The organism is Paenarthrobacter sp. NPDC090522, assembly GCF_044769225.1.
GTDB lineage: Bacteria > Actinomycetota > Actinomycetes > Actinomycetales > Micrococcaceae > Arthrobacter.
In genome coordinates this window covers 1-20,169 of sequence record NZ_JBIVXL010000021.1, presented here as the reverse complement: position 1 = coordinate 20,169, position 20,169 = coordinate 1, and the positions used below count along the sequence as shown (strand labels likewise).

Genomic DNA, 20,169 nt, shown 5'->3' with positions numbered 1-20,169 from the left:
GCGACGCGGTGTCTAGCCCACGGTCTGTCCGGCAGCCTGGGCTGCGGGCACTCCGGCGGCCATCCCTGCCCAGAGCGTATCCGTCACCGCTTTGACGATTGCCTCGGTACTGGTGCCCTCCAGATGTTTGCCTGCTGCCAGCATGGCTGTGCCGTGGAGGCCGGAGAAGCAGACCATGGCGAGGGTTCCGGGGTCGCCTTCTGCCAGTGCTCCGGCATCCTGGCCCTCCTGAATGAGTGCCAGGGCCACCAGCATCCCCTGCTCGCCAATGCTGCGGAGTTCATCGGTGGAGTCGGATTGGTGCTTGGTTGAGTACATGACGGACAACAGGGCGGGGCGGGTCAGTGCGAAATCGACATAGGCTTTCGCGACGCTGACAAAGCGGCCCTGCAGGTCCCGGCCGGGCTGGGAGGCCTCAAGGATGCGGCCGTTCATGATGCCGAATCCTGCCATTGCCAGGGCATCGATCAAAGCCTGCTTGTCCCGGAAGTGTTTGGCGGGGGCGGCATGACTGACATTCAGGTCACGGGCCAACTGCCGGAGTGAGAGCCCCTCAACCCCGGAGGTCTCCAAGGTCTCCATGGCGCGTTCCAGGAGTGCTTCGCGTAGTTTGCCGTGGTGGTAAGGCTGGTCCGTCATGTCATCAGTTTAGCCGTTAAGTAGTCATTGACAACAATGTAGGCAGTGCCTACGATGTTGGCATTGGCTACTTCTGATCGACCAAGTGGTCTCAACCCAAATACACAAGGATGGAATCTGCCATGACCATGACATACTCCGGCACCACCGCACTGATCACCGGCGCAAGCTCTGGCCTCGGAGCCGAGTTTGCCTCCCGGTTCGCTGCCCGCGGCGCCAACCTGGTTCTCGTGGCGCGCCGGGCCGACCGCTTGGAGGATCTGGCCCGGGACCTTCGCGCCAAGCACGGCGTGACCATCACCGTCCTTCCCCTGGACCTGGGCCGACCCGGCGCGGGCCGCGTCTTGAAGGACGAACTTTCCGGCCGCGGGATCGCCGTGGATACTCTGGTCAACAATGCGGGCTTCGGAACGCGGGGACCGTTCGTGGAAGAGGACGCTGACGTCATCGCCTCGGAGATCGCCCTCAACGTGTCCGCCTTGGTGGACATCACGCGCGCCTTCCTCCCCGGACTGCTGGCGTCCGGCAAGGGGGCCCTGGTGAATGTTGCCAGCACGGCGGCTTTCCAACCGATTCCGGGCATGGCCGTTTACGGCGCCACCAAGGCGTTTGTCCTGAGTTTCACGGAGGCCGTAGCCCACGAGACCAAGGACACGGACCTGCGTGTTCTGGCGCTGTGCCCCGGAGCCACCCGGACGGAGTTCTTTGAGGTCCTGGGCAGTGAGTCCGCAGCTGTTGGCGTCATGCAGACGTCCGAACAAGTGGTTGAGACCGCGCTCAAGGCACTTGGTGGCAAAGCGACTCCGGCCAGTGTGGTGTCCGGCTGGGCCAACCGCGTGGCCGCTGGATTCGCCCAGCGTTTGCCGCGCGCGCTCACGGTTGCCATCGCCGCCCGCGCAGTGCAGGACTGACAGCGTTGCGGGCCGCTTTGCGCTCCGCAACGGCCTCGAGGCAAGTAGAGCGGGCCACACAACGCGGAACCCATGCGACACACTTGAACGCATGGGGGACATGTACAAGGTATGAGCCACACGTCGAAGTCTTCGGACCAAGAGAGCAGCTTTCGCCTGCTCTATGAGTCCCTGTATGAGGACCTGCACAAGTTTGTCCAGCGCAGGGCCCACCCGGACCACGCTGACGACGTTGTTGCCGAGACGTTCCTGGCAGTCTGGCGGAGGTTTCAGGACGTACCCGCTGGGCATGGTGACGCGAGGGCATGGACTTTTGGAGTGGCCCGCAACATCCTGCTCAATACGCTGCGCGGAGACCAGCGCCGCCAAGCCCTTGGAGTCCGCTTGGCAGTGGCAGCTGCCGTGCAATCTCCGGGTGAAAGCATGGACGTGATTGTGGACAGGGTTGACTTGGGCCGGGCATGGAATGTGTTGTCGGCCGTGCACCAGGAAGCCCTGGGTCTTGCCGTCTTCGAAGAACTCAATGCAACACAGGCCGGAGTGGTCCTGGGTATATCCCCTGTGGCCTTTCGGCTGAGGCTGGGCCGGGCACGCCGGGCACTTCGATTGTTGATGGACCACCCGCCCGCGGTTCCCGCGGAATTCACTTCCGAGCTGATGAGGACAAAAACGCCATGAGCCCGCGCCAAGACACCGACACTTTGCTGCAATCCCTGGACCCCGCGAAGGCAAGTCGAATCGATGCTCACCGGTCCCGGTCGGACCTGGTGCGCATCCTTTCAACGGATCCCTCGAAAGCCCACTCCAGTCCGAAGAAGAGGACGTACCGGCGCCTGGCCGTGCTGGGCGGAGCCGTGGCTGCGGTGACGGCCGGTCTGCTGGTTCTTCCGGGCCTGACGGGAGGGGACCAAGCGTTCGCGACCTGGACGGCCGTGCCCTCCGGCATGAGTGCCAAGGAACGTCATGACGTGGCCGAGGAGTGCAGGGCGTCCAACAAGGACGTAGGCGGAGGGATGTACAGGGATGACCTCGCGACGGCCAAGGTAGCCATTTCCGAACGCCGGGGAGCCTGGACAACCGTTGTTCTTGCGGGTCAGGGCGGATTCTCAGCCCTCTGCATCACCGACGATTCCTTCCACCTCTTTGGCAAGTCACGGATAGGCTCCATTGGCGGTCCGGCAAACACCGCTCCTCTCGGGCCCCGGGACCTGCGCTCCATGGCATTGGGCACGGGAACCATGGGCGCAGGAGATATTTCCCTTGCGGCAGGCGAGGCGGGTTCCGCCGTCGTCGCAATGACCTACCAGAGCAAAACCCAAGGTGAGGTGGCTGCCACCGTGTCCCTGGGGCGTTTCGCGTTGTGGGTGCCTGGGGAGGAACTCCGGGACGCCTCGTCTGCGGGCATGGACGTTCTGGTGACGTACGACGACGGCACTACCGGGGTGCGGACGCTTTCCTTCGAGGAATGAGCGGTCAGCCCGCTGCCGCCTCCAGGCGTCGGAGTGCTGCTGCACGGCCCTTGTGGCCCAAGCGTTCGTCGAGGGTGATGGAGATGCCAAGGGCTGCGACCATGACCAGCATGCACACGGGTACCGAGGCTCCGGCTGCGGCCAGTGCGATGCTTCCGGCAAGGACGGCTACCACCATGGCAGTGCTCCACAGTACGTGCTTGTCCACGCCCAGCATGGCGGTATAGAGAGTGGTCAGCGAGACCTTGAAGATTGCCACGGGAACTGCGACCCAGGCTACTGCGGCCGCCGCGCTGATATGGGCTTCGTGGTCGATGAAGTAGGCCGCGACGTGGAGCCCTGCGCCGGTTGCGGCAATGGATGCGAAGACGATCATGTGGCCGTAGCCGAAGAGGAACGAGCGGTGGCGCTGGAGGTGGAGTGACTTGCCGGAGGGAAGGATGAAGTAGATCCACCACATCCCGAAGGCCAGCCCCGTTCCACCGATCCCCACCACGGCTGCCTCCAGGGACCAACCGTGCAAGGCAACGATCGCTCGGAGGGTCTCAATGGCACCAATCAGGCATTCGCCCAAGGCAATGATCGCCAACAAGCCGTAGCGCTCGGCAATGTGGTGGGCGTGCCAGGGGGTACGCATCTTCCGCTCTGCGAGCCCGGGGACGGACATTTCCAGGATGAACAGCGGAGCGGCAAGGAGGAAGGTGGTGAGGACGTCTGTCTCGATGACCAACGCGGCCACCCAGCCAAGCTGCACCAGGGCCAGGTACTTGGCGTAGCGGAGGCACGTCTCGCGGCGTTCCGGGTCCTGTTTGGCTGCCCGCAACCACTGGAACACCAGGGCCAAGCGCATCACGATGTAGCCGATGAGGATGGCCACGTTGTTCACGTGGTCGCCCTCGAGCAGCGAATGGAACATCGGCTCGATGCCCATCGCGAGGATCAGCACGCCGATCATCTGGACCATGGTGACTACGCGGAATACCCAGTCATCGGTGTCGTAGGCACTCGCGAACCAGGTGAAGTTCACCCATGCCCAGATCACCGCGAACATGGCATAGCAAAATCCGAGCAGGCCGGCGCCGAAGTGGGCATCGGCCACGTTGTGCGCCAACTGGCCCGCCGCCACGCTGAAGGCGATGACGAAGGTCAGGTCGAAGAACAGCTCCAGGGGCGTGGCGGTGCGGTGCTTTTCATGCGGATCGCGTCCGCCCATACGTGCCAGGGCATGGCGAAGGGGATTCGTGGACATAGCTCAAAGGTTACCGCCGGAGAAGTGGCTGGCGCCGGGGTCGCGGAAATGCGTCGAAACCCCCGGAAACTTCCGGAGGAACAAGCAGGCTTCCCGCGAACCCGCCGGAGCTCCTGCCTACACCCGGCCCAGGACGTCGATGTCTTCGAGGAACTCCTGGTAGACCTCATCGCTGACGGTGGTGCGGGTGTCCGCGATCGCGTCGAGGTAGTCCTGCGTGACCGGTCCCTTTCGGCCGTTGGTGGCGGCAGCACCGTCGTCGTACACGGCTTTTTCGAGGGCGCGCTGGGAGGCGCTGCGTGCGGCGAACTCGATGTCAGCGGGCGAGAAGCCTTCGGTCCGGTCCACCAAGAGTGAGACGTCCACAGAGTCCACCACCGTTGCCGGGATGAAGCGCTGCCACATGGCTTCGCGGGCGTGGATGTCCGGCAGGCCGATGGGGATGACGTAATCGAACCGGCCGTGGCGCAGGAACGCCGTGTCCAGGGCGCGGATGAAGTTGGTGGCGCACACCAGCAATCGACCAGGCTGCTCGCGGAAGGCCGGGATGATCTTGAGCAGTTCGTTGGTGACGCCCTGCAGGGGAGAGGGCGGGTCGCCGGCACGTTGGGAGGCGATCTCTTCCACCTCGTCGATGAACACCACCGCGTGTTCCAGCTCGGCGATTTCCAGGAACGTCTCCCGGAGTGCTCCGGCGAGGCCCTTGGGGTCGGACGCCAAACGCGAGGGGAAGACTTCCACGAACGGCCACTCCAGCCGGGACGCGATGGCCTTGGCGAACGTGGTCTTGCCCGTGCCGGGAGGGCCGAACAGCACCACGGCCCGCGGCGGGACTACGCCGTATTCATCGGCGAGATCGGCCTCGGCCAAGGGCAGCACCAGCCTGCGTTCCAGGAGTTCCTTCTCCCGCTTCATGCCCGCGACGTTCTCCCACAGATCGCGGGCCAGGATCCGACCGCCGAGCAAACTGAGCGGTTCCAATTCCTGCCGTTGAACGGGGATGGTCCGTTCGAAGTAGCGCAAATTCTTCTTCACCACGAAGCCGCGGCCAAGGAACGCCTCCACGCGGGTTTCGGTCTCCGGCATGAGCGCGGACAGCTTGTTGAGTCCGTGCGGGGCCATGCGGTTTTCGACGGCGGACAGCAGCGAGGTGCCGATCCCGCGGCCGCGGAACTCGGTCAGCGTCGCGAGGAAAACCACCCAGCCCTGGTCGTGCGCGGCACGTCCGACGGCGGCGCCCACTACCTGGTCGCCCTGCACCGCCACGACTGCGTGGTCTTTCTCGCACGACGCGAGGACCTCGGACAACGCGTACACCGGCTCCACGCCATCGGCCTTCAACGACTCCCAGAGGTGCAGGATGCCGTCCAGATCGGATGAGTGGAAGTCCCTGATACGCCAGTTGGTCATGGCCATGTCTCCTGAATGGTCAAAGTGGATCGCCGTTGATGCCTTGGAGTTGAGCATAGGCGAACCGCGCCAACAGGAGGTTGCGGGACCGTTGCGTTACGCGGACACTACTGGACCGGACGCAGCCGCAAACCCTGCATGCCGCCGTCGACCGCCAGCGAGGTTCCCGACGTCGAACCTGACAGCGGACTCGCGAGGTACGCCACGGCGCCAGCCACCTCGTGCGGATCCACCATGCGCCCGTGCGGCTGGCGTGCGTTCAGCGCTGCACGTTCGGCAGCAGGATCCGCGGCGGCATCAAGCAACCGTCCAACCCACGGCGTGTCCACGGTGCCCGGGTTCACGCAGTTGACGCGGATCCCTTCACGCACGTGGTCGGCCGCCATGGCGAGCGTGAGGGAAAGGACCGCACCCTTCGACGCCGAGTACAGCGCACGCTGCGGGAGCCCCGCCGTCGCGGCGATCGAGCATGTGTTGACGATCGCGGCGGCCGGCGACTCGCGCAGGTACGGCAGGGCGGCCCGGCTGACGCGCGCGATTCCCACGACGTTGATGTTGAGCACGCGAAGCCATTCGTCGTCGTCGTTCGCGGCGACGTCGCCCTGGGCGCCGATCCCGGCGTTGTTGATCACGACGTCCAGCCGACCGAACCGCTGGGCTACACGCTCGACGGCGGAACGCACCGAGGCGTCGTCGGCCACGTTGCATTCCACGCCGAAGTGTGGAGTGCCGTCCGGTGCAAGGTCCAGGACGGCCACCTGGGCACCTCCGGCGGCGAGGCGGTCCGCGATGGCCGCCCCGATGCCGGAGGCGCCTCCGGTCACGAGTGCCGCGAGGCCCTCAAAGTCGTTGCCCACCGTGGTTGCCACGGCCTAGGCGTTGGAGCTCACGAAGGAAACGGGCTGTGCCGCACCTGCCACGGCGCGGTAGTACTCCTGCCGTTGGCGTCCCAAGCCATCGATTTCCAGTTCGATCACGTCGCCGGGCTGGATGAACGGGAATCGTCCGGACAATGCGACGCCCTCGGGAGTTCCGGTGATGATCACGTCGCCCGGCTCCAGCACCATGAACTGGCTGAGGTGGTGGACGATCGTGGCTGGATCGAAGATCATGTCCGAGGTGCTGGAGTCCTGGCGGATTTCACCGTTGACCAGGGTCCGCAGACGCAGGTTGCCGGGATCAATGTCCCCGGCCGGCACCAGCCAGGGACCCAGGGGAGTGGAGCCCGGAAGGGACTTGCCCTTGGTCCACTGCCCGGCAGCGCCAGGAATCTGGTAATCCCGTTCGGAAAGGTCGTTGGCCACGGCGTAGCCGGCAATGTGGTTCGCGGCCTCGGAAACTGAGGAAAGGTAGGACGCTTCCTTGCCGATCACGATGGCCAGTTCCACTTCCCAGTCGTACTTTTCCGACGACGGCGGGATGGGAGCCGCGTCAAACGGGCCACTGATGGTGTTGCTCGGCTTGAGGAACACCACTGGAACCTCGGGCGGGGTGGCGCCTGATTCGGCAGCGTGGGCGGTGTAGTTGAGGCCAATGGCGATGACGGATCCCGGCCGCGAAACAGGCGCTCCGATGCGCAGCCCTTCGGCGGAGATTTCTTCCAGTTCCCCGGATTCCAGCGCTTTGCGGGTCCGTTCGATGCCATCGGCGGCGAGGAAGCCGCCGTCGATGTCGTTGGTCAGTGACAAGAGGCTGAAGTACTTCTCCGTGCCGCGGGCGTCCTGGGCGATGACGGCCGGTTGTTCGTTTCCGGCCGTACCCAGCCTGGCGAATTTCAAGGTCATGGCTTCCTCCGTGCGTTCGGGACTAACATCCGAGCTCTAGTGTGCTGTTTTCGTCCATAATACGGAAATGTGACCCGTTGACAACTAAGACATCGGATGTTTAGGCTCGTGACAATTCCTCTAACGCGCAGCCAGGAGCCGCATGAGCATCGTCACCGCACTGGATACCTTTGATATCCGCTTCCCCACCTCGCTGGAACTCGACGGCTCGGACGCCATGAACCCGGACCCTGACTACTCGGCCGCTTACCTGATTCTTCACACTGACGCGGCAGACGGGCACGAGGGCCACGGTTTCGTGTTCACGATCGGTCGCGGTAATGAGGTGGAACAGGCTGCGATCGACGCGCTGAGGGATCACGTCCTGGGCCGCAACGTCGAGGAACTCCTTGCTGACATGGGCGCCACCTGGAAACTCTTGGCCCATGACTCCCAACTCCGTTGGCTTGGACCCGAGAAGGGTGTCATGCATATGGCGATCGGTGCGGTGGTCAATGCCCTGTGGGACGTGAAGGCCAAACGTGCCGGGTTGCCACTGTGGGAGCTGCTTTCGGACATGAGCCCGGAAGAACTCGTTTCCCTGGTGGACTTCCGTTATCTGACGGATGCCTTGACCCCGGAAGAAGCCCTCGACATCCTCCGGGCCGCCGAGCCGGGACGGGATGCGCGGACGGCCGCTCTTCGTGCTGAGGGCTACCCTGCGTACACCACGACGCCGGGCTGGCTGGGATACAGCGACGAGAAACTCTCGCGATTGGCCAAGGAAGCCGTGGCCGACGGATTCAAGCAGATCAAGCTCAAAGTCGGGGCGTCACTGGAAGACGACGTCCGGCGTGTCCGGGCTGCCAGGGCCGCCGTGGGTCCGGACATCCGGATTGCTGTGGACGCCAACCAGCGATGGGATGTGCAGAACGCCATCGACTGGATGGCACACTTGGCGCCTTGCGACATCGCGTGGATCGAGGAACCCACCAGCCCGGACGACATCCTGGGCCACGCGGCCATTGCCCGCGGCGTGGCTCCGATTCCCGTGGCTACGGGGGAGCACGTCCAGAACCGGGTGGTGTTCAAGCAGCTGCTGCAGGCCCAGGCCCTGGAAGTGTTGCAGATCGACGCCGCGCGAGTGGCCGGAGTCAATGAGAACATCGCCATCCTGCTGCTCGCGGCTAAGTTCGGCGTGCGGGTGTGTCCACATGCCGGCGGAGTGGGCTTGTGCGAGGCCGTGCAGCACCTGTCCATGTTCGACTACGTGGCGGTTTCCGGGACCAAGGAAGACCGGATGATCGAGTTCGTGGACCACCTGCACGAACACTTCGTAGACCCCGTCGACGTCCACGCCGGAGCCTACTGGCCGCCCGCCAAGCCCGGCGCCGGGAATGAGATGCTCCGTGAAACACTGGCCCAATACAGCTTCCCCGACGGCCCGGTCTGGAAGGACAAGCATTGATCAAGCACGCACCATGGTTCGGAGAAGCCCGGTTTGGCATGTTCGTGCACTGGGGGCTGTACGCGCTCCCGGCCCGGCACGAGTGGGTCATGAACCGGGAAGAGATCGGCGTCGAAGCCTACGAACAGTATTTCCGGCGCTTTGATCCTGACCTCTACGATCCACGCGAGTGGGCCCGTGCCGCACGCAAGGCCGGGATGAAGTACGTTGTCCTGACCACTAAGCACCACGACGGCTTCTGCCTCTGGGACTCCGCGCTGACGGACTACAAAGCCACGAACACACCCGCAGGCAGGGACCTCATACAGCCTTACGTCGAGGCGCTCCGGGCGGAGGGGCTCAAAGTGGGCTTCTACCATTCGCTCATCGATTGGCACCATCCGGATTTCACCATCGACGGCGTGCACCCCCAACGCAACGCTGCCGACGTCGAACATCTCAACAGCGGACGCGACATGGCCCGCTACCGCGAGTACCTGCACGGCCAGGTGCGTGAGCTCCTCAGCAACTACGGCACCATCGACTACCTGTTCTTCGACTTCTCCTACGCCGGCCATCCTGACTTTTGGGGCGGCAAAGGCAGCAAGGACTGGGACTCCGAAGCCTTGCTCGCCATGGTTCGGGAACTGCAGCCCGGGATCATCGTCAATGACAGGCTGGACATTCCGGGAGACTTCGTCACGCCCGAGCAGTACCAGCCGGCCGCGCCGATGATGCTCGACGGCGTCCCGGTCACCTGGGAGGCTTGCCAGACGTTGAACGGCAGTTGGGGCTACGACAGGGACAACCTGGACTACAAGTCTGTTGACCTGCTCATCCGCATGCTCGTGGACGGAGTGTCCAAAGGTGGCAACCTGCTGCTCAATGTCGGCCCCACAGGGAGAGGGAATCTCGATCCGAGGGCCCTGGCGTCCTTGGAGGGAATGGGGGAGTGGATGAAGCTGCATTCGCGCGCCATTTACGGGGCAGGTCCCTCTGCCTGGACCGCGCCGCCGGATGCCCGCTACACGCAGCGCGGAGACAGGCTCTATGTGCACCTCTTCGCGTGGCCTTTCGAATACGTCCACCTCCCGGGTTTGGCCGGAAAAGTGGAGTACGCCCAACTCCTCAACGACGCCTCGGAGGTCTTCCTCCGCGAGGTGGACCCCGAACAGCAAGCCATGAACATGACCCCGGGCGGCCAGCCAGCGGGGACCCTGACCATCAAACTCCCTGTGCAGCGGCCCGATGTGGCAGTGCCCGTGCTGGAGCTGTTCCTTGCACCGGAGACCGTCGATGGGTGAGTCGATCGCACTCCACACCCGTCTGAAGCCCGGGGCCGAAGCCGAGTACGCTGACGCACACGCGAACATCCCGCCGTCCTTGGTTCAGGCGCTCAAGGACGCGGGTGTCCGAAACTGGCGGATTTGGCGCAGCGGCCAGGACCTCTTCCATGTGGTGGACGTGGACGATTATCAGGCAATGCGCCGCGCGCTCGCCGACCACCCCGCCAATGTGCCCTGGCAAGCCCGGATGGCTGAACTTCTTGAGGTCCAGGACGATTACTCCGGTGACGATTCGGGTATCCAGAAGGTATGGGAATTGCCATGAACACTCAATCCGCTGAAATCCCCAAGCTCGGGAGACTCGGCTTTGGTGGGGCCGGGATCGGGAACCTCTACCGTGCCATCCCCGACGGCGAGGCCCTCGCCACTGTACTTGCAGCCTGGGACGCGGGGATCCGTTACTTCGATACTGCCCCGCACTATGGTCTTGGCCTGTCCGAACAGCGGTTGGGCGCGGTCCTTCGGGATAAGCACCGGGACGAGTTTGTTGTCTCCACCAAGGTTGGGCGCCTGCTGGAACCAACCCCACATGGCGGTCGCGACCCGGAAGGCTTCGACGTCCCCGCAGACAAGAAGCGTGTATGGGACTTCTCCGAGTCCGGCATCCGCCGCAGCCTCGAAGATTCACTTGAGCGGCTGGGTCTCGACCACGTGGACATCGCCTACCTCCACGACGCCGACGTTCATGACCTGCAGTTGGGGATCTCCCAGGGCCTTCCGGTGTTGGAAAAACTGCGTTCCGAGGGTGTGGTCAAAGCAATCGGCGTTGGCCTTAACTCCGCCGAAGCCGCCCTCGAATGCGTCGAAGCCGCAGACCTCGATCTCGTGATGCTCGCTGGACGCTACACGCTGCTTGAGCAGCCCAGCGTCCCGCTGCTCGACCGCTGTGTGGAGCGCCGCAGCGGCGTCGTCAATGTCGGCGCCTTCAACTCCGGGCTGTTGGCCCGTCCCGAAGTCCTCGACGACGCCCACTACAACTACGATCAAGCGCCGCGCGCCTTGGTGGAGCGTGCCCGGGCGCTCGCGGCTGTCTGCCGGGATTTCGGCGTCGAACTCCCGACAGCGGCACTCCAGTTTCCGCTGAGGCATCCGGCCGTGGTCAATGTGACAGTGGGGGCCAGCGCTCCGGAGCAGGTGGTGGAGAACGCCGCCCGCATGGAGGAATCCGTGCCGGAAGAGCTGTGGGCAGCGTTGGAGGCCGTGCCGCGTGATTGATGCGCATCTGCACTTGTGGAGCCTTGACACTTTCGTCACCGGAGGGGTCCGGCCCCACTCGTGGCTCGGGCCGCAGCATGGCGCATTGTTCCGGAGCTTCGGTGAGGACGAGGCCGGTGAGGTCCTTGTTGCTGCAGGTATGCGGGGCGCGGTGCTGGTCCAGGCCGATGACACCCTGGCTGACACGGAGAGCATGTTGGCCGTCGCAGGGCGGCAGCCGTGGGTTTTGGGCGTGGTGGGCTGGATCTGGCTGGATTCACCCGGCGAGGCAGCTGCCCAACTGGACCGTTTTGCAGCGAATCCCGTGTTCCGGGGAGTACGGCATCTGGTGCACGATGATCACCGCGACGATTTCCTGGATCTGGCGCCTGTGCGGGAATCCCTTGGTTTGGTGGCTGGGCGAGGGCTTGCCTTTGACGTTCCCGACGCTTTCCCCCGTCATCTCGGAGCAACCGTCAGGCTGGCACAGGAGTTGCCCGGGCTGACCGTGGTCCTGGATCACTTGGGGAAACCACCTCTCGGTGACCCCGACTGCATGGAGCTGTGGCGGACGGAGTTCAGTGCCCTGGGAAGCAAGGGAAATGCCGTGGCCAAGCTGTCAGGGTTGCACTTGCCCGGCGTTGAGTACTCGGCGGATTCGTTGCGTTGGCTCTTCGGGTTTGCGCTGGAGTGCTTCGGCGCCGACCGCCTGATGATCGGCAGCGATTGGCCGGTGAGTACATTGGGGGCACCGTATGGCCGGACGCTTGAGGTGCTCCTGGAACTGATTTCGACGCTGAGTCCCTCGGAGCAGGATGCTGTCCTTGAGGGGACGGCGATCCGCACCTACGGTCTGGACGCCGGCGCAGGCTAAAGGGCCTGCCTTAGCCAGTTCTCCACGCCGCTGATATGCACGGTGACCAGCGCTTTGACGAGTTCGGCGTCCCCGCGTTCCAAGGCGTCCGCGATGGCCCGGTGCTCTGCCAAAGTATGCGCCACGGCTTTTTCCTGCGTGAGACCACGCCAAATCCGGGCGCGGACCGTGCTGCTGGACAGGGCTTCCAAGAGGCTGCCGAGATAATCGTTCCCGGCCGCTTCGGTAATGATGCCGTGGAACTCCAAGTCGTGGGCAACGAGTTCTTCCACTGGGGTGTTCTCGTCGATGCCGGCCATGGTGCCACGGAGCTTGTCGATCTCTTCCGGCGTGATCTTGCCGGCGGCGAGGTGCGCAGTGGCGGGTTCGAGGATCCGGCGGACCTCGAAGAGCTCAAGGATGGAGCGGTCCTGGTGCAGGTCCACGACGAACGCAACGGCTTCGTTCAGGAGTTTTGCATCCAAGCTGGTCACGTAGGTGCCGTCGCCGCGCCGCACGTCCAGCACACGGATGAGTTCCAGTGCCTTGACGGCTTCCCGAAGCGAACTGCGGGACAAGCCCAGCCGTTCGCTGAGTTCCTTCTCCGGCGGAAGCCTGTCGCCGGCCTTGAGTTCCCCGCGGATCAGCATGTCCTTGATCTTGCCGATCGCCTCATCTGTGACAGCCATGGACCCATAGTAGACGGCAATGATCGGATGTCTGCGTTCGCCGCGTTCTCACCCAACTGGGTCGCATTTGTGCGCGTTTAGAGCGCTCAAAACGCGCACTTCTGCGACTCAGTTGGGTTCGTTAACCAACGACGGCGGCACCCACGTTCCGTTGGTACGGAACCCGGGTGCCGCCGTCGGGCACGTCTTGTTACTTATCGCCGCCAGGCAGGGGGCGGTTGGCAATGACGGGGGCGCTGCCCGTGTAGCCATCCCGCGTGGCTGCAAGCTCGTGGATCTGCTTACGGCACAGGAACCATCCCCAGACCATGAGTCCGCACGCAACCGCGGTGACCAGCATGGTGAGTGGCGACTCGATGAAGACCATCACCAGGACGCCCGCCAGGAAGATCAGTGACAGCCAGCCGGTGTACGGAGCGCCGAAGAGCCGGAACGACGGGCGTTTGACCCAGCCCTTGTCCGCCCAGCGCTTCAACTGCATCTGGCACAGGACGATCGTGGCCCAGGTGACGATGATGCCCACGGAAGCGACGTTCAGGACGATTTCGAAGGCGTCCGACGGAACCAGGTAGTTCAGCGGAACACCGAGCAGGGAGACACCGGCTGTGATCGCGATGCCGCCGTACGGTACGCCGGCCTTGTTCATCCGCTGGGCGAACTTGGGAGCCGAACCGTTGACGGACATCGAGCGCAGGATACGGCCCGTGGAGTACAGGCCTGCGTTCAGCGAGGACAGGGCAGCGGTGAGAACCACGAGGTTCATGATCACGTCAACGCCCTGCACACCGATGGAGCCGAAGAACGTCACGAACGGGCTCACACCCTTCTCGTACGAGGTGTAGGGGAGGAGGAGTGCCAGCAGGATGACGGAGCCGACGTAGAAGACAGCGATACGGAAGACCACGGAGTTGATGGCCTTGGGCATGATCTTTTCCGGGTTTGCGGTCTCACCGGCGGCGGTGCCGACGAGTTCGATCGAGGCGTAGGCGAACAGCACGCCCTGCATCAGGATGATCATGGGAAGGATGCCGTTGGGGAAGATTCCGCCGTTGTCCGAGATGAGGCTGAAGCCGACCGTCTGGCCATCAACAGGCGTGCCGAAAACGACGAAGTAGGTGCCAACCAGGAGGAAGGCCACCAGCGCGGCCACCTTGATCAGCGCGAACCAGAACTCCATCTCGCCGAAGACCTTCACCGACACGAGGTTCAGGCTAAGCACAACCACCAAGGCGATAAGGGCCCACGCCCACTGCGGAACGGCCCCCATCCAAGGGACGTACTTACCGAAGAAGTTCATGTAAAGCGCTGCGGCCGTGATGTCCACGATGGTGGTGGTGGCCCAGTTGATCCAGTAGAACCAACCCGAAACGAACGCCGCCTTTTCGCCGAAGAACTCACGGGCGTAGGAGACGAACGAGCCCGACGACGGGCGGTGCAGCACCAATTCGCCGAGGGCGCGGAGGATCAGGAAAGCGAAGAAACCGCAGACTGCATAAGCGATGACCAGCGAGGGGCCGGCTGCATTGAGCCGTCCGCCCGCGCCGAGGAACAGGCCGGTACCGATGGCACCGCCGATCGCGATCATCTGGATCTGCCGGGGCTTCAAGTCCTTGTGGTAGCCCGTGTCCTCCTTGTGGAGGGCTTTCTCGCTGGCATGCGCTTGGGCCGGGACCGTGTGGTCCGTGATGGGGTTGGTCATGGGAATCCTTACGGGTGTCCTGTTGGGGGTCTCATGGGCGCGCACTTCTGGGGGTTTCGGGCGCGGCTCAGAGCCTCTTGTGGGTGCCTCATCGGGCGGGACGGCTTTCAAAGCCGCTGGGCTGACTGGCCGGATTGGCCTACTTGCTCAGGTTTGCCAGACGTTCGGGGCTGAGCAGTTCTTCAAGCTGGGCTGCGGTCAGGAGACCGTGTTCCAAGACGAGTTCTGCTACACCCTTGCCGGTGGCCAACGCCTCCTGGGCGATGGCAGTGGCGGAGGCATAACCGATGTGCGGGTTCAATGCCGTGACGAGACCGATCGACTGCTCCACGGTAAGCCGTAGCCGCTCGGTGTTTGCTGTGATGCCCCGGACACAGCGGGCCGTAAGGGTGCGGCACGCTGCTTCCAGGTGGGAGATGCTCTTGTGCAGGCTGTGCACAATGATCGGTTCGAAAGCATTCAGCTGGAGCTGCCCTGCTTCCGCGGCCATGGTGACCGTGACATCGTTGCCGATGACTTCGTAGGCCACCTGGCTGACCACTTCCGGGATCACCGGGTTGATCTTGCCGGGCATGATCGACGAGCCGGACTGTACCGCCGGCAGGTTGATCTCGCCCAGTCCCGCACGCGGTCCAGAGGACAGCAGGCGGAGGTCGTTGCAAATCTTCGAAAGCTTCACCGCGACGCGCTTCAGTACGCCGGACAGGTGGACGAACGCGCCCACGTCCTGGGTGGCCTCGATGAGGTCGGCCGCCGTGAGGAGGGGCAGGCCCGTGACTTCAGCGAGGTGGCGGCACGCGGCTTCGGCGTAGCCGGCCGGGGCGTTCAGGCCGGTGCCGATGGCCGTCGCACCGAGGTTGATCTCGTGGATCAGCATGTGGGACTCGTCCAGGCGGGCCCGGTCTTCACCAATGGTTACGGCATATCCGCCGAACTCCTGGCCGAGCGTCATAGGCACCGCGTCCTGGAGCTGCGTGCGGCCCATCTTCACGACCGTCCGGAACTCCCGGCCCTTTTCGGCGAAGGCAACTTCCAGCTCCTCCAGGGCTTCCAGGAGTTCCTTCACGGAGAAGATTGTGGCGAGGTTTACCGCCGTCGGGTAGACGTCGTTGGTGGACTGGCTCAGGTTGACGTGGTCGTTCGGGTGCAGCTTCGCGTAGTCACCCTTGGGGTGGCCAAGGATTTCCAGTGCACGGTTGGCGATGACCTCGTTGGCGTTCATGTTGGAGCTGGTGCCCGCGCCACCTTGGATCACGTCCACCATGAACTGGTCCTGGAGCTTGCCGTCCAGGATGTCCTGGCATGCCTGCTCAATGGCGTTGGCGCGCTCCGAATCCAGCAGGCCAAGCTCGTGGTTGGTCCTGGCCGCCGCCAGCTTGACCGCTGCCAAACCCCTGACAAGGTGTTTGTTGGTGGAGAGGGCCTGCCCGGTAATGGGGAAGTTCTCAATGGCCCTCAGAGTGTGGACGCCCCAGTACGCATCTGCGGGGACATTGCGGTCGCCCAAGAGGTCGTGTTCGGAACGGAGAGGGATCGCCTGATCGACGGTGGTCATAGCTGTCCTTTAGTTCGTGGTGAAAATCTGTGCCGCGCGGAGCTCGCCGACCGGAAGGCCGCCACCCAACACGGGTGGGCTCTGCAGCGAGTCCAGGCTGCCGCCGTCGAGCCCCAACTCCTTCAGGGCTGCGATGGTAACCGGCATGCGGGCGCGGTCGCCGCCGTCGGAAATCTTCACAGCCAACGCGCGGCCGTCCTCGAGGCCCACAAGCTGGAGGCCCTCGAAGCCGTCCTTGGCCAGCAGGCCCGGAACAGCGCGCATGAGGGCGGTGACGTCGCGGCCCTCACCGGCAACCATTTCCGGGAAGCGGCGCATGGCGTGGGCGACTTTGCCTTCGTTGGTGTCTTGCTCTGCTGAGGCAAGACGGCCGTAGGCGCGGGCCATGCCGTGGAGCGAGTGGGCGAAGAGCGGCGTGCCGCAGCCGTCCGTGCTCACTGCGGCGGCTTCCTCGGCGGTCAGTTCGGTGATGGTGTCGCGGACCAGGACCTGCAGCGGATGTTCAGGGTGCAGGTATCCCTCCACAGGCCAGCCGTTGATGACGCAGACGGCTGTCATGGAGGCGTGCTTGCCTGAGCAGTTCTGCGCCAGTTGCGTTGGACCGTTGCCGTCCCGCAGCCATTCGTTGCGTTCTTCGACCCCATAGGGAAGGTCGGAGCTGTTTCCGAGCGCTGCTTCGGTGAGGCCGTGCAGTTTCAGGATTTCGGCGGCACCGTCACGGTGTTTCTTGCTGCCCGAGTGGCTCGCCGCGGTCAGGGCCAGGAGTTCTTCCGGGATGTCCAGGCCGGCCTTGAGGAGGGCGACGGCTTGCAGCGGTTTCAGGCTCGACCGGGGATACATCGGGGCATCCGGCTGGCCGGCTTCCAGTGCCGTGCTTCCGTCTTTATTCAAGGCGATCAGCGAGCCGTAGTGGACGCTCTCCACCAAGCCGTCGCGGGTCTGCTCGACGAGGGGGACGTGGTTGGGCGCTGCTTGGTGGGCCACTTTGGGGCTGGGCATGGTGTCCTTTGGGTGGTTCATTTGCTGAGGATCGTGTCCAGGGCCACGCTGACGGCCTGCAGGTGTTCAGCCATGGCTTTGCTCGCGGCCTGGGAATCGCCCGACTCGATGGCGTCGAGGATGGCGACGTGCTCTTCGTCGGAGCGGTGCTGGCGGTCGGCCACGAGGTTAAGGGTTTCGGACTGGTGGGCCAGGGCGTCGCGGATATCCTGGACGACGCTCGCGAACACGCGGTTGCCACTGGCGCGCGCGACGGCGGAGTGGAAGCTCGCGTCCAGGTTCACCCAGGCTTCGGGATCGTTTTCGTTGAGCATCTCCTGGACGATGTCCTTGAGGTGTTCGAGTTCCTCTTCTGTTCGCCTCTCGGCAGCCAGGCCAGCCGCCGGAATCTCGATGTGGGGACGTGCTTCGTTAAGATCGCGCGCGCTGTACTGGCCCAAGGTAAGGTCATTAGCAACCTTGTTGGCCACAATGAACGTGCCCTTGCCGGTCTTGGTGACTGTCAGGCCAAGGGTGTTGCAACTCCGCAGCGCCTCCCTGATGACCGAGCGGCTCACTCCGTACTGCGCCGCAAGCGTGGCTTCGGAACTCAGCTTGGTGCCGATGTCGAACTGCCCGCCCTCGATGGCTCGCCTGAGTGCCGCAAAGACCGCCTCAGCTGCGGAAATGCGGGAGATGGGGGTGGGCGTTGCGCGGCTTTGTTCTTGGCCTTGCTGTCCGGCTGTCCGGCTGTCTGACAGGTTCACGTTATCGAATATGGCACGGGTCACAAGGCACTGTCAACGCTGAAAGAACCGCTTCACGCTTTGGGCGTTTGGGGTGGCGTACGACGGCGGGTGGCAGGGTTTCGCTGGCGGGCTGCCATGGTGCCCGGTTCCGTCGGATAATGGCTGGCATGAGGGCCAGTCACCCCACTGCTGAGCGCTTACCCCGCATTACCGTCGAGGTGCCGGTGCTCGACGTCGAAGCGCCTTTGGAATCGCTCGGACGATACGTCGACTCCGTGCGAAAACCGGAGGGCCTCCACATGACGCTGTTGCACGTAGGCATCCTGGATCGGTTGGCTACAGATGTTGTTGCCTGGACAGGCGGGATTGCCAGCGCAGACGTCGTGATTCGGGAAGTCTCCAGTTGGCTGAGAGGACTGCCGGTGCTGGACGGATTCCTAGGCAAATCCGCGAAGCTGGTCACCCTGGGTGGCGGCCGTGTCAGCAGCTTGGAAGTCGAGGTTCCGCAAGCTGTTCATGACTACCAAACCCTGCTTGTCCAAGGGCTCCACGTACTTTTGGACGACCTCGGCCTGGACAACATCGACGACTTCATCCTGAGTTCGCCGGCACTCGGGTACAGGTCGCCCCGTTGGATACCGCATGTAGCCGTCGGCAGAGCCCGCACCAAGCACCAGGAACCCCTGGAGCTCGAAACTGTGGCTTTGGAGTTCGGTTCTTCGCGGATCAGGAACGAGGCATCGCTTCCGTCCGTTATTTAGGGCGACCCCTGTTCCCCGATGTGAGGTTTTCCATGCTGCCCCGCGCCCTCTTCCGTACTGTTGCCTTTGCCGAAGCCGTGACGTGGACGCTCTTGTTGATAGGGCTCTTCCTCAAATACGTCACGAAGACAACGGATGTTGGCGTCAGCATCGCGGGTGGCATCCACGGGTTTGTGTTCCTCTGCTACGCGTTTACGGCCGCCTTCATGTGGATCAACCAGAAGTGGCCTGCGGGCACCGGGCTTCTGGCCGTAACGTCTGCGGTGATCCCGTACGCCACGATCCCTGTTGAGAAATCACTCGATCGTCGTGGCCTGTTGCGTGGCGGATGGCGGCTTGCCGCTGGCGGAGAAGAGCCTGTTGGGGTGTTGGAGAAACTTCAGGCCTGGATCTTGGCCAAGCCGATTCTGGCCTTGGGTGTAGTGCTTGTTGGTGTGGCGGCCGTGTTCAGCTTCCTGCTATACATGGGGCCGCCGGATACGTGGTTCTCGTAGAGCTGCGTCGTCCGCTGTGACAAGCAAAGGCGGGGAGAACCTTTAGTAGTCGCCTGACAATCTCTCGGCGGCGAGTTGGAGGATCCAGTCAGGGGTTTGTTTGCCCAGCCCCCGATCTGTGATGATGCGGACGCGGGCAGCGGCAATTTGAACACCGCGATCGTATGAGGATGCCAGATGTTTGATGGGATATGTGGATTCTTGTTCCGCGGCTCCCTCGGCATGCATCCCTTGAGACTCCATTCTTTGCACTCCTCGTTAGTCGGGTTGTCTTCCCGCTTCGCTACCCTCCCGCCCTGAACCGGCCGAGGGGAGTTCGGGGCGAGTGTTTGATTCCATTTTGCTAGTGTCGTCACCCGGGTAATCGTGACGGCTGAAAGGTCTAAGGGCTGGCCCCTCGGCAACCCCCAGCGAATCGTCGGTTGCGCCTTCGATGATCTTCAGTTCCTCCGCGCCCGGAGGGCCCTGAGCGAGAACGGCTATGATCCGGAGGCCTGCCTGTGCCCGTCTCGGTTCGTCCGAAAGGATGCTGTCGAAGGCCCACTGGGCGCGACGCCACCATTCTGCCCGGTTATCAGCTGCAGTCTTCTGGCGGAGGGACTTCCATGCAATCCACCCCGCAATGCCGGCTGCTATCAAAGCAGCCAGAGGCGTCAGGCCTGCAAGGAATTGCCACCACTCGGCTGGAGCGCTGTGAAGGTTGACATCGATGGGCTTGGGAAGCGGTGGGATCACGCATCCACGCTATGAACAATCAACCTTGGTCGGAACTGCTTGGGAGCGTTATCTGGACAACTCCTGCGCTGGCCCGTGGCGCGGCCCTGCGGGTGTCTCTGTCTCGCATCAGGCCGGGCGGAGGTCCCGCACTGGTGTTCCTTCGCGACCTACTTTGGGCCCGGTTGGTGGGTCTTTCCCGCGTTCTGGGCGCGTTTGGGGGCCAATGTTGGTCGTGGCGGTACGGAG

20 protein-coding genes are annotated in these 20,169 nt (G+C 63.7%); 10 read left to right on the top strand and 10 right to left on the bottom strand.

The features are described from left to right. Window positions 1-12: 12 nt before the first annotated feature. On the bottom strand, window positions 13-639 hold the full coding sequence (locus ACIQT2_RS20530; RefSeq protein ID WP_402950222.1) for a TetR/AcrR family transcriptional regulator: 627 nt from the start codon (window positions 637-639) through the stop codon (window positions 13-15). Between the two features lie 122 nt (window positions 640-761). Here ACIQT2_RS20530 and ACIQT2_RS20525 point away from each other — a divergent pair, with 122 nt between their 5' ends. The 3 genes from ACIQT2_RS20525 to ACIQT2_RS20515 all read left to right on the top strand — a co-directional run bounded on the left by ACIQT2_RS20525 (window position 762) and on the right by ACIQT2_RS20515 (window position 3,019). After that, a complete protein-coding gene (locus tag ACIQT2_RS20525) occupies window positions 762-1,550 on the top strand; it encodes an SDR family NAD(P)-dependent oxidoreductase (RefSeq protein ID WP_402950219.1) in 789 nt (262 codons plus the stop codon). 111 nt (window positions 1,551-1,661) lie between these two features. Continuing rightward, the gene (locus ACIQT2_RS20520; RefSeq protein WP_402950216.1) at window positions 1,662-2,228 is read left to right on the top strand and encodes an RNA polymerase sigma factor; all 567 of its coding nucleotides are present in this window, start codon (window positions 1,662-1,664) and stop codon (window positions 2,226-2,228) included. Next, entirely contained in the window at window positions 2,225-3,019 is a 795-nt protein-coding gene (locus ACIQT2_RS20515; protein WP_402950213.1) for a hypothetical protein, read from the top strand. The genes ACIQT2_RS20520 and ACIQT2_RS20515 overlap by 4 nt, the downstream gene beginning before the upstream one ends. A gap of 4 nt (window positions 3,020-3,023) precedes the next feature. On the opposite strand, the gene ACIQT2_RS20510 is transcribed toward ACIQT2_RS20515, so the two are convergent. From ACIQT2_RS20510 to ACIQT2_RS20495, 4 genes are all read right to left on the bottom strand, one after another. Then, window positions 3,024-4,268 (bottom strand): low temperature requirement protein A, encoded by a 1,245-nt coding sequence (locus tag ACIQT2_RS20510; protein ID WP_402950210.1) that lies wholly within the window; start codon window positions 4,266-4,268, stop codon window positions 3,024-3,026. A 117-nt stretch (window positions 4,269-4,385) separates the two neighbouring features. Continuing rightward, on the bottom strand, window positions 4,386-5,678 hold the full coding sequence (locus ACIQT2_RS20505) for an ATP-binding protein (protein ID WP_402950208.1): 1,293 nt from the start codon (window positions 5,676-5,678) through the stop codon (window positions 4,386-4,388). A 107-nt stretch (window positions 5,679-5,785) separates the two neighbouring features. Continuing rightward, window positions 5,786-6,547, bottom strand: coding sequence for an SDR family NAD(P)-dependent oxidoreductase (locus ACIQT2_RS20500; RefSeq protein ID WP_402950205.1), 762 nt, complete (start codon window positions 6,545-6,547; stop codon window positions 5,786-5,788). Between the two features lie 3 nt (window positions 6,548-6,550). Further along, window positions 6,551-7,462 carry a fumarylacetoacetate hydrolase family protein gene (locus ACIQT2_RS20495; RefSeq protein ID WP_402950202.1) on the bottom strand — a complete coding sequence of 304 codons (912 nt, stop codon included), beginning with the start codon at window positions 7,460-7,462 and terminating at the stop codon, window positions 6,551-6,553. 142 nt (window positions 7,463-7,604) lie between these two features. Here ACIQT2_RS20495 and ACIQT2_RS20490 point away from each other — a divergent pair, with 142 nt between their 5' ends. From ACIQT2_RS20490 to ACIQT2_RS20470, 5 genes are read left to right on the top strand one after another with little or no spacing between them, the layout of a single operon-like run. Beyond that, a complete protein-coding gene (locus ACIQT2_RS20490; protein ID WP_402950199.1) occupies window positions 7,605-8,909 on the top strand; it encodes an L-fuconate dehydratase in 1,305 nt (434 codons plus the stop codon). Continuing rightward, complete coding sequence (locus ACIQT2_RS20485; RefSeq protein WP_402950197.1) at window positions 8,906-10,192, top strand: alpha-L-fucosidase; 1,287 nt, start codon at window positions 8,906-8,908, stop codon at window positions 10,190-10,192. Before ACIQT2_RS20490 ends, ACIQT2_RS20485 begins: the two co-directional genes overlap by 4 nt. Next, window positions 10,185-10,499, top strand: a complete 315-nt coding sequence (locus tag ACIQT2_RS20480) for an L-rhamnose mutarotase (protein ID WP_400333605.1) — start codon at window positions 10,185-10,187, stop codon at window positions 10,497-10,499. Before ACIQT2_RS20485 ends, ACIQT2_RS20480 begins: the two co-directional genes overlap by 8 nt. Beyond that, a complete protein-coding gene (locus ACIQT2_RS20475) occupies window positions 10,496-11,449 on the top strand; it encodes an aldo/keto reductase (RefSeq protein ID WP_402950194.1) in 954 nt (317 codons plus the stop codon). The genes ACIQT2_RS20480 and ACIQT2_RS20475 overlap by 4 nt, the downstream gene beginning before the upstream one ends. After that, window positions 11,442-12,302 (top strand): amidohydrolase family protein, encoded by an 861-nt coding sequence (locus ACIQT2_RS20470; RefSeq protein WP_402950192.1) that lies wholly within the window; start codon window positions 11,442-11,444, stop codon window positions 12,300-12,302. The genes ACIQT2_RS20475 and ACIQT2_RS20470 overlap by 8 nt, the downstream gene beginning before the upstream one ends. Here ACIQT2_RS20470 and ACIQT2_RS20465 read toward each other — a convergent pair. From ACIQT2_RS20465 to ACIQT2_RS20445, 5 genes are all read right to left on the bottom strand, one after another. Beyond that, a complete protein-coding gene (locus ACIQT2_RS20465; protein WP_400333613.1) occupies window positions 12,299-12,970 on the bottom strand; it encodes a FadR/GntR family transcriptional regulator in 672 nt (223 codons plus the stop codon). The two genes, ACIQT2_RS20470 and ACIQT2_RS20465, sit on opposite strands and share 4 nt — an antisense overlap. A gap of 190 nt (window positions 12,971-13,160) precedes the next feature. Then, complete coding sequence (locus ACIQT2_RS20460; protein ID WP_402950190.1) at window positions 13,161-14,669, bottom strand: amino acid permease; 1,509 nt, start codon at window positions 14,667-14,669, stop codon at window positions 13,161-13,163. A gap of 139 nt (window positions 14,670-14,808) precedes the next feature. Beyond that, entirely contained in the window at window positions 14,809-16,224 is a 1,416-nt protein-coding gene (gene aspA, locus ACIQT2_RS20455) for an aspartate ammonia-lyase (protein WP_402950187.1), read from the bottom strand. A 9-nt stretch (window positions 16,225-16,233) separates the two neighbouring features. Further along, complete coding sequence (locus tag ACIQT2_RS20450; RefSeq protein WP_402950184.1) at window positions 16,234-17,244, bottom strand: asparaginase; 1,011 nt, start codon at window positions 17,242-17,244, stop codon at window positions 16,234-16,236. Next, window positions 17,241-17,969, bottom strand: coding sequence for a FadR/GntR family transcriptional regulator (locus tag ACIQT2_RS20445; RefSeq protein ID WP_402950181.1), 729 nt, complete (start codon window positions 17,967-17,969; stop codon window positions 17,241-17,243). The genes ACIQT2_RS20450 and ACIQT2_RS20445 overlap by 4 nt, the downstream gene beginning before the upstream one ends. A gap of 149 nt (window positions 17,970-18,118) precedes the next feature. On the opposite strand from ACIQT2_RS20445, the gene ACIQT2_RS20440 reads away from it, so the two are divergent. Beyond that, the gene (locus tag ACIQT2_RS20440; RefSeq protein WP_402950178.1) at window positions 18,119-18,712 is read left to right on the top strand and encodes a hypothetical protein; all 594 of its coding nucleotides are present in this window, start codon (window positions 18,119-18,121) and stop codon (window positions 18,710-18,712) included. Between the two features lie 32 nt (window positions 18,713-18,744). Continuing rightward, on the top strand, window positions 18,745-19,206 hold the full coding sequence (locus ACIQT2_RS20435) for a DUF3817 domain-containing protein (protein WP_402950175.1): 462 nt from the start codon (window positions 18,745-18,747) through the stop codon (window positions 19,204-19,206). Window positions 19,207-20,169: the final 963 nt, after the last annotated feature.

Bases quoted from the DNA above. Each gene is read 5' to 3' on its own strand.
- ACIQT2_RS20480 (WP_400333605.1), top strand. From the start codon at position 10,185: ATGGGTGAGTCGATCGCACTCCACACCCGTCTGAAGCCCGGGGCCGAA.
- ACIQT2_RS20435 (WP_402950175.1), top strand. From the start codon at position 18,745: ATGCTGCCCCGCGCCCTCTTCCGTACTGTTGCCTTTGCCGAAGCCGTG.
- ACIQT2_RS20440 (WP_402950178.1), top strand. From the start codon at position 18,119: ATGAGGGCCAGTCACCCCACTGCTGAGCGCTTACCCCGCATTACCGTC.
- ACIQT2_RS20460 (WP_402950190.1), bottom strand. From the start codon at position 14,669: ATGACCAACCCCATCACGGACCACACGGTCCCGGCCCAAGCGCATGCC.
- ACIQT2_RS20510 (WP_402950210.1), bottom strand. From the start codon at position 4,268: ATGTCCACGAATCCCCTTCGCCATGCCCTGGCACGTATGGGCGGACGC.
- ACIQT2_RS20465 (WP_400333613.1), bottom strand. From the start codon at position 12,970: ATGGCTGTCACAGATGAGGCGATCGGCAAGATCAAGGACATGCTGATC.
- ACIQT2_RS20520 (WP_402950216.1), top strand. From the start codon at position 1,662: ATGAGCCACACGTCGAAGTCTTCGGACCAAGAGAGCAGCTTTCGCCTG.
- ACIQT2_RS20530 (WP_402950222.1), bottom strand. From the start codon at position 639: ATGACGGACCAGCCTTACCACCACGGCAAACTACGCGAAGCACTCCTG.
- ACIQT2_RS20490 (WP_402950199.1), top strand. From the start codon at position 7,605: ATGAGCATCGTCACCGCACTGGATACCTTTGATATCCGCTTCCCCACC.
- aspA (WP_402950187.1), bottom strand. From the start codon at position 16,224: ATGACCACCGTCGATCAGGCGATCCCTCTCCGTTCCGAACACGACCTC.
- ACIQT2_RS20525 (WP_402950219.1), top strand. From the start codon at position 762: ATGACCATGACATACTCCGGCACCACCGCACTGATCACCGGCGCAAGC.
- ACIQT2_RS20450 (WP_402950184.1), bottom strand. From the start codon at position 17,244: ATGAACCACCCAAAGGACACCATGCCCAGCCCCAAAGTGGCCCACCAA.
- ACIQT2_RS20515 (WP_402950213.1), top strand. From the start codon at position 2,225: ATGAGCCCGCGCCAAGACACCGACACTTTGCTGCAATCCCTGGACCCC.
- ACIQT2_RS20505 (WP_402950208.1), bottom strand. From the start codon at position 5,678: ATGACCAACTGGCGTATCAGGGACTTCCACTCATCCGATCTGGACGGC.
- ACIQT2_RS20475 (WP_402950194.1), top strand. From the start codon at position 10,496: ATGAACACTCAATCCGCTGAAATCCCCAAGCTCGGGAGACTCGGCTTT.
- ACIQT2_RS20495 (WP_402950202.1), bottom strand. From the start codon at position 7,462: ATGACCTTGAAATTCGCCAGGCTGGGTACGGCCGGAAACGAACAACCG.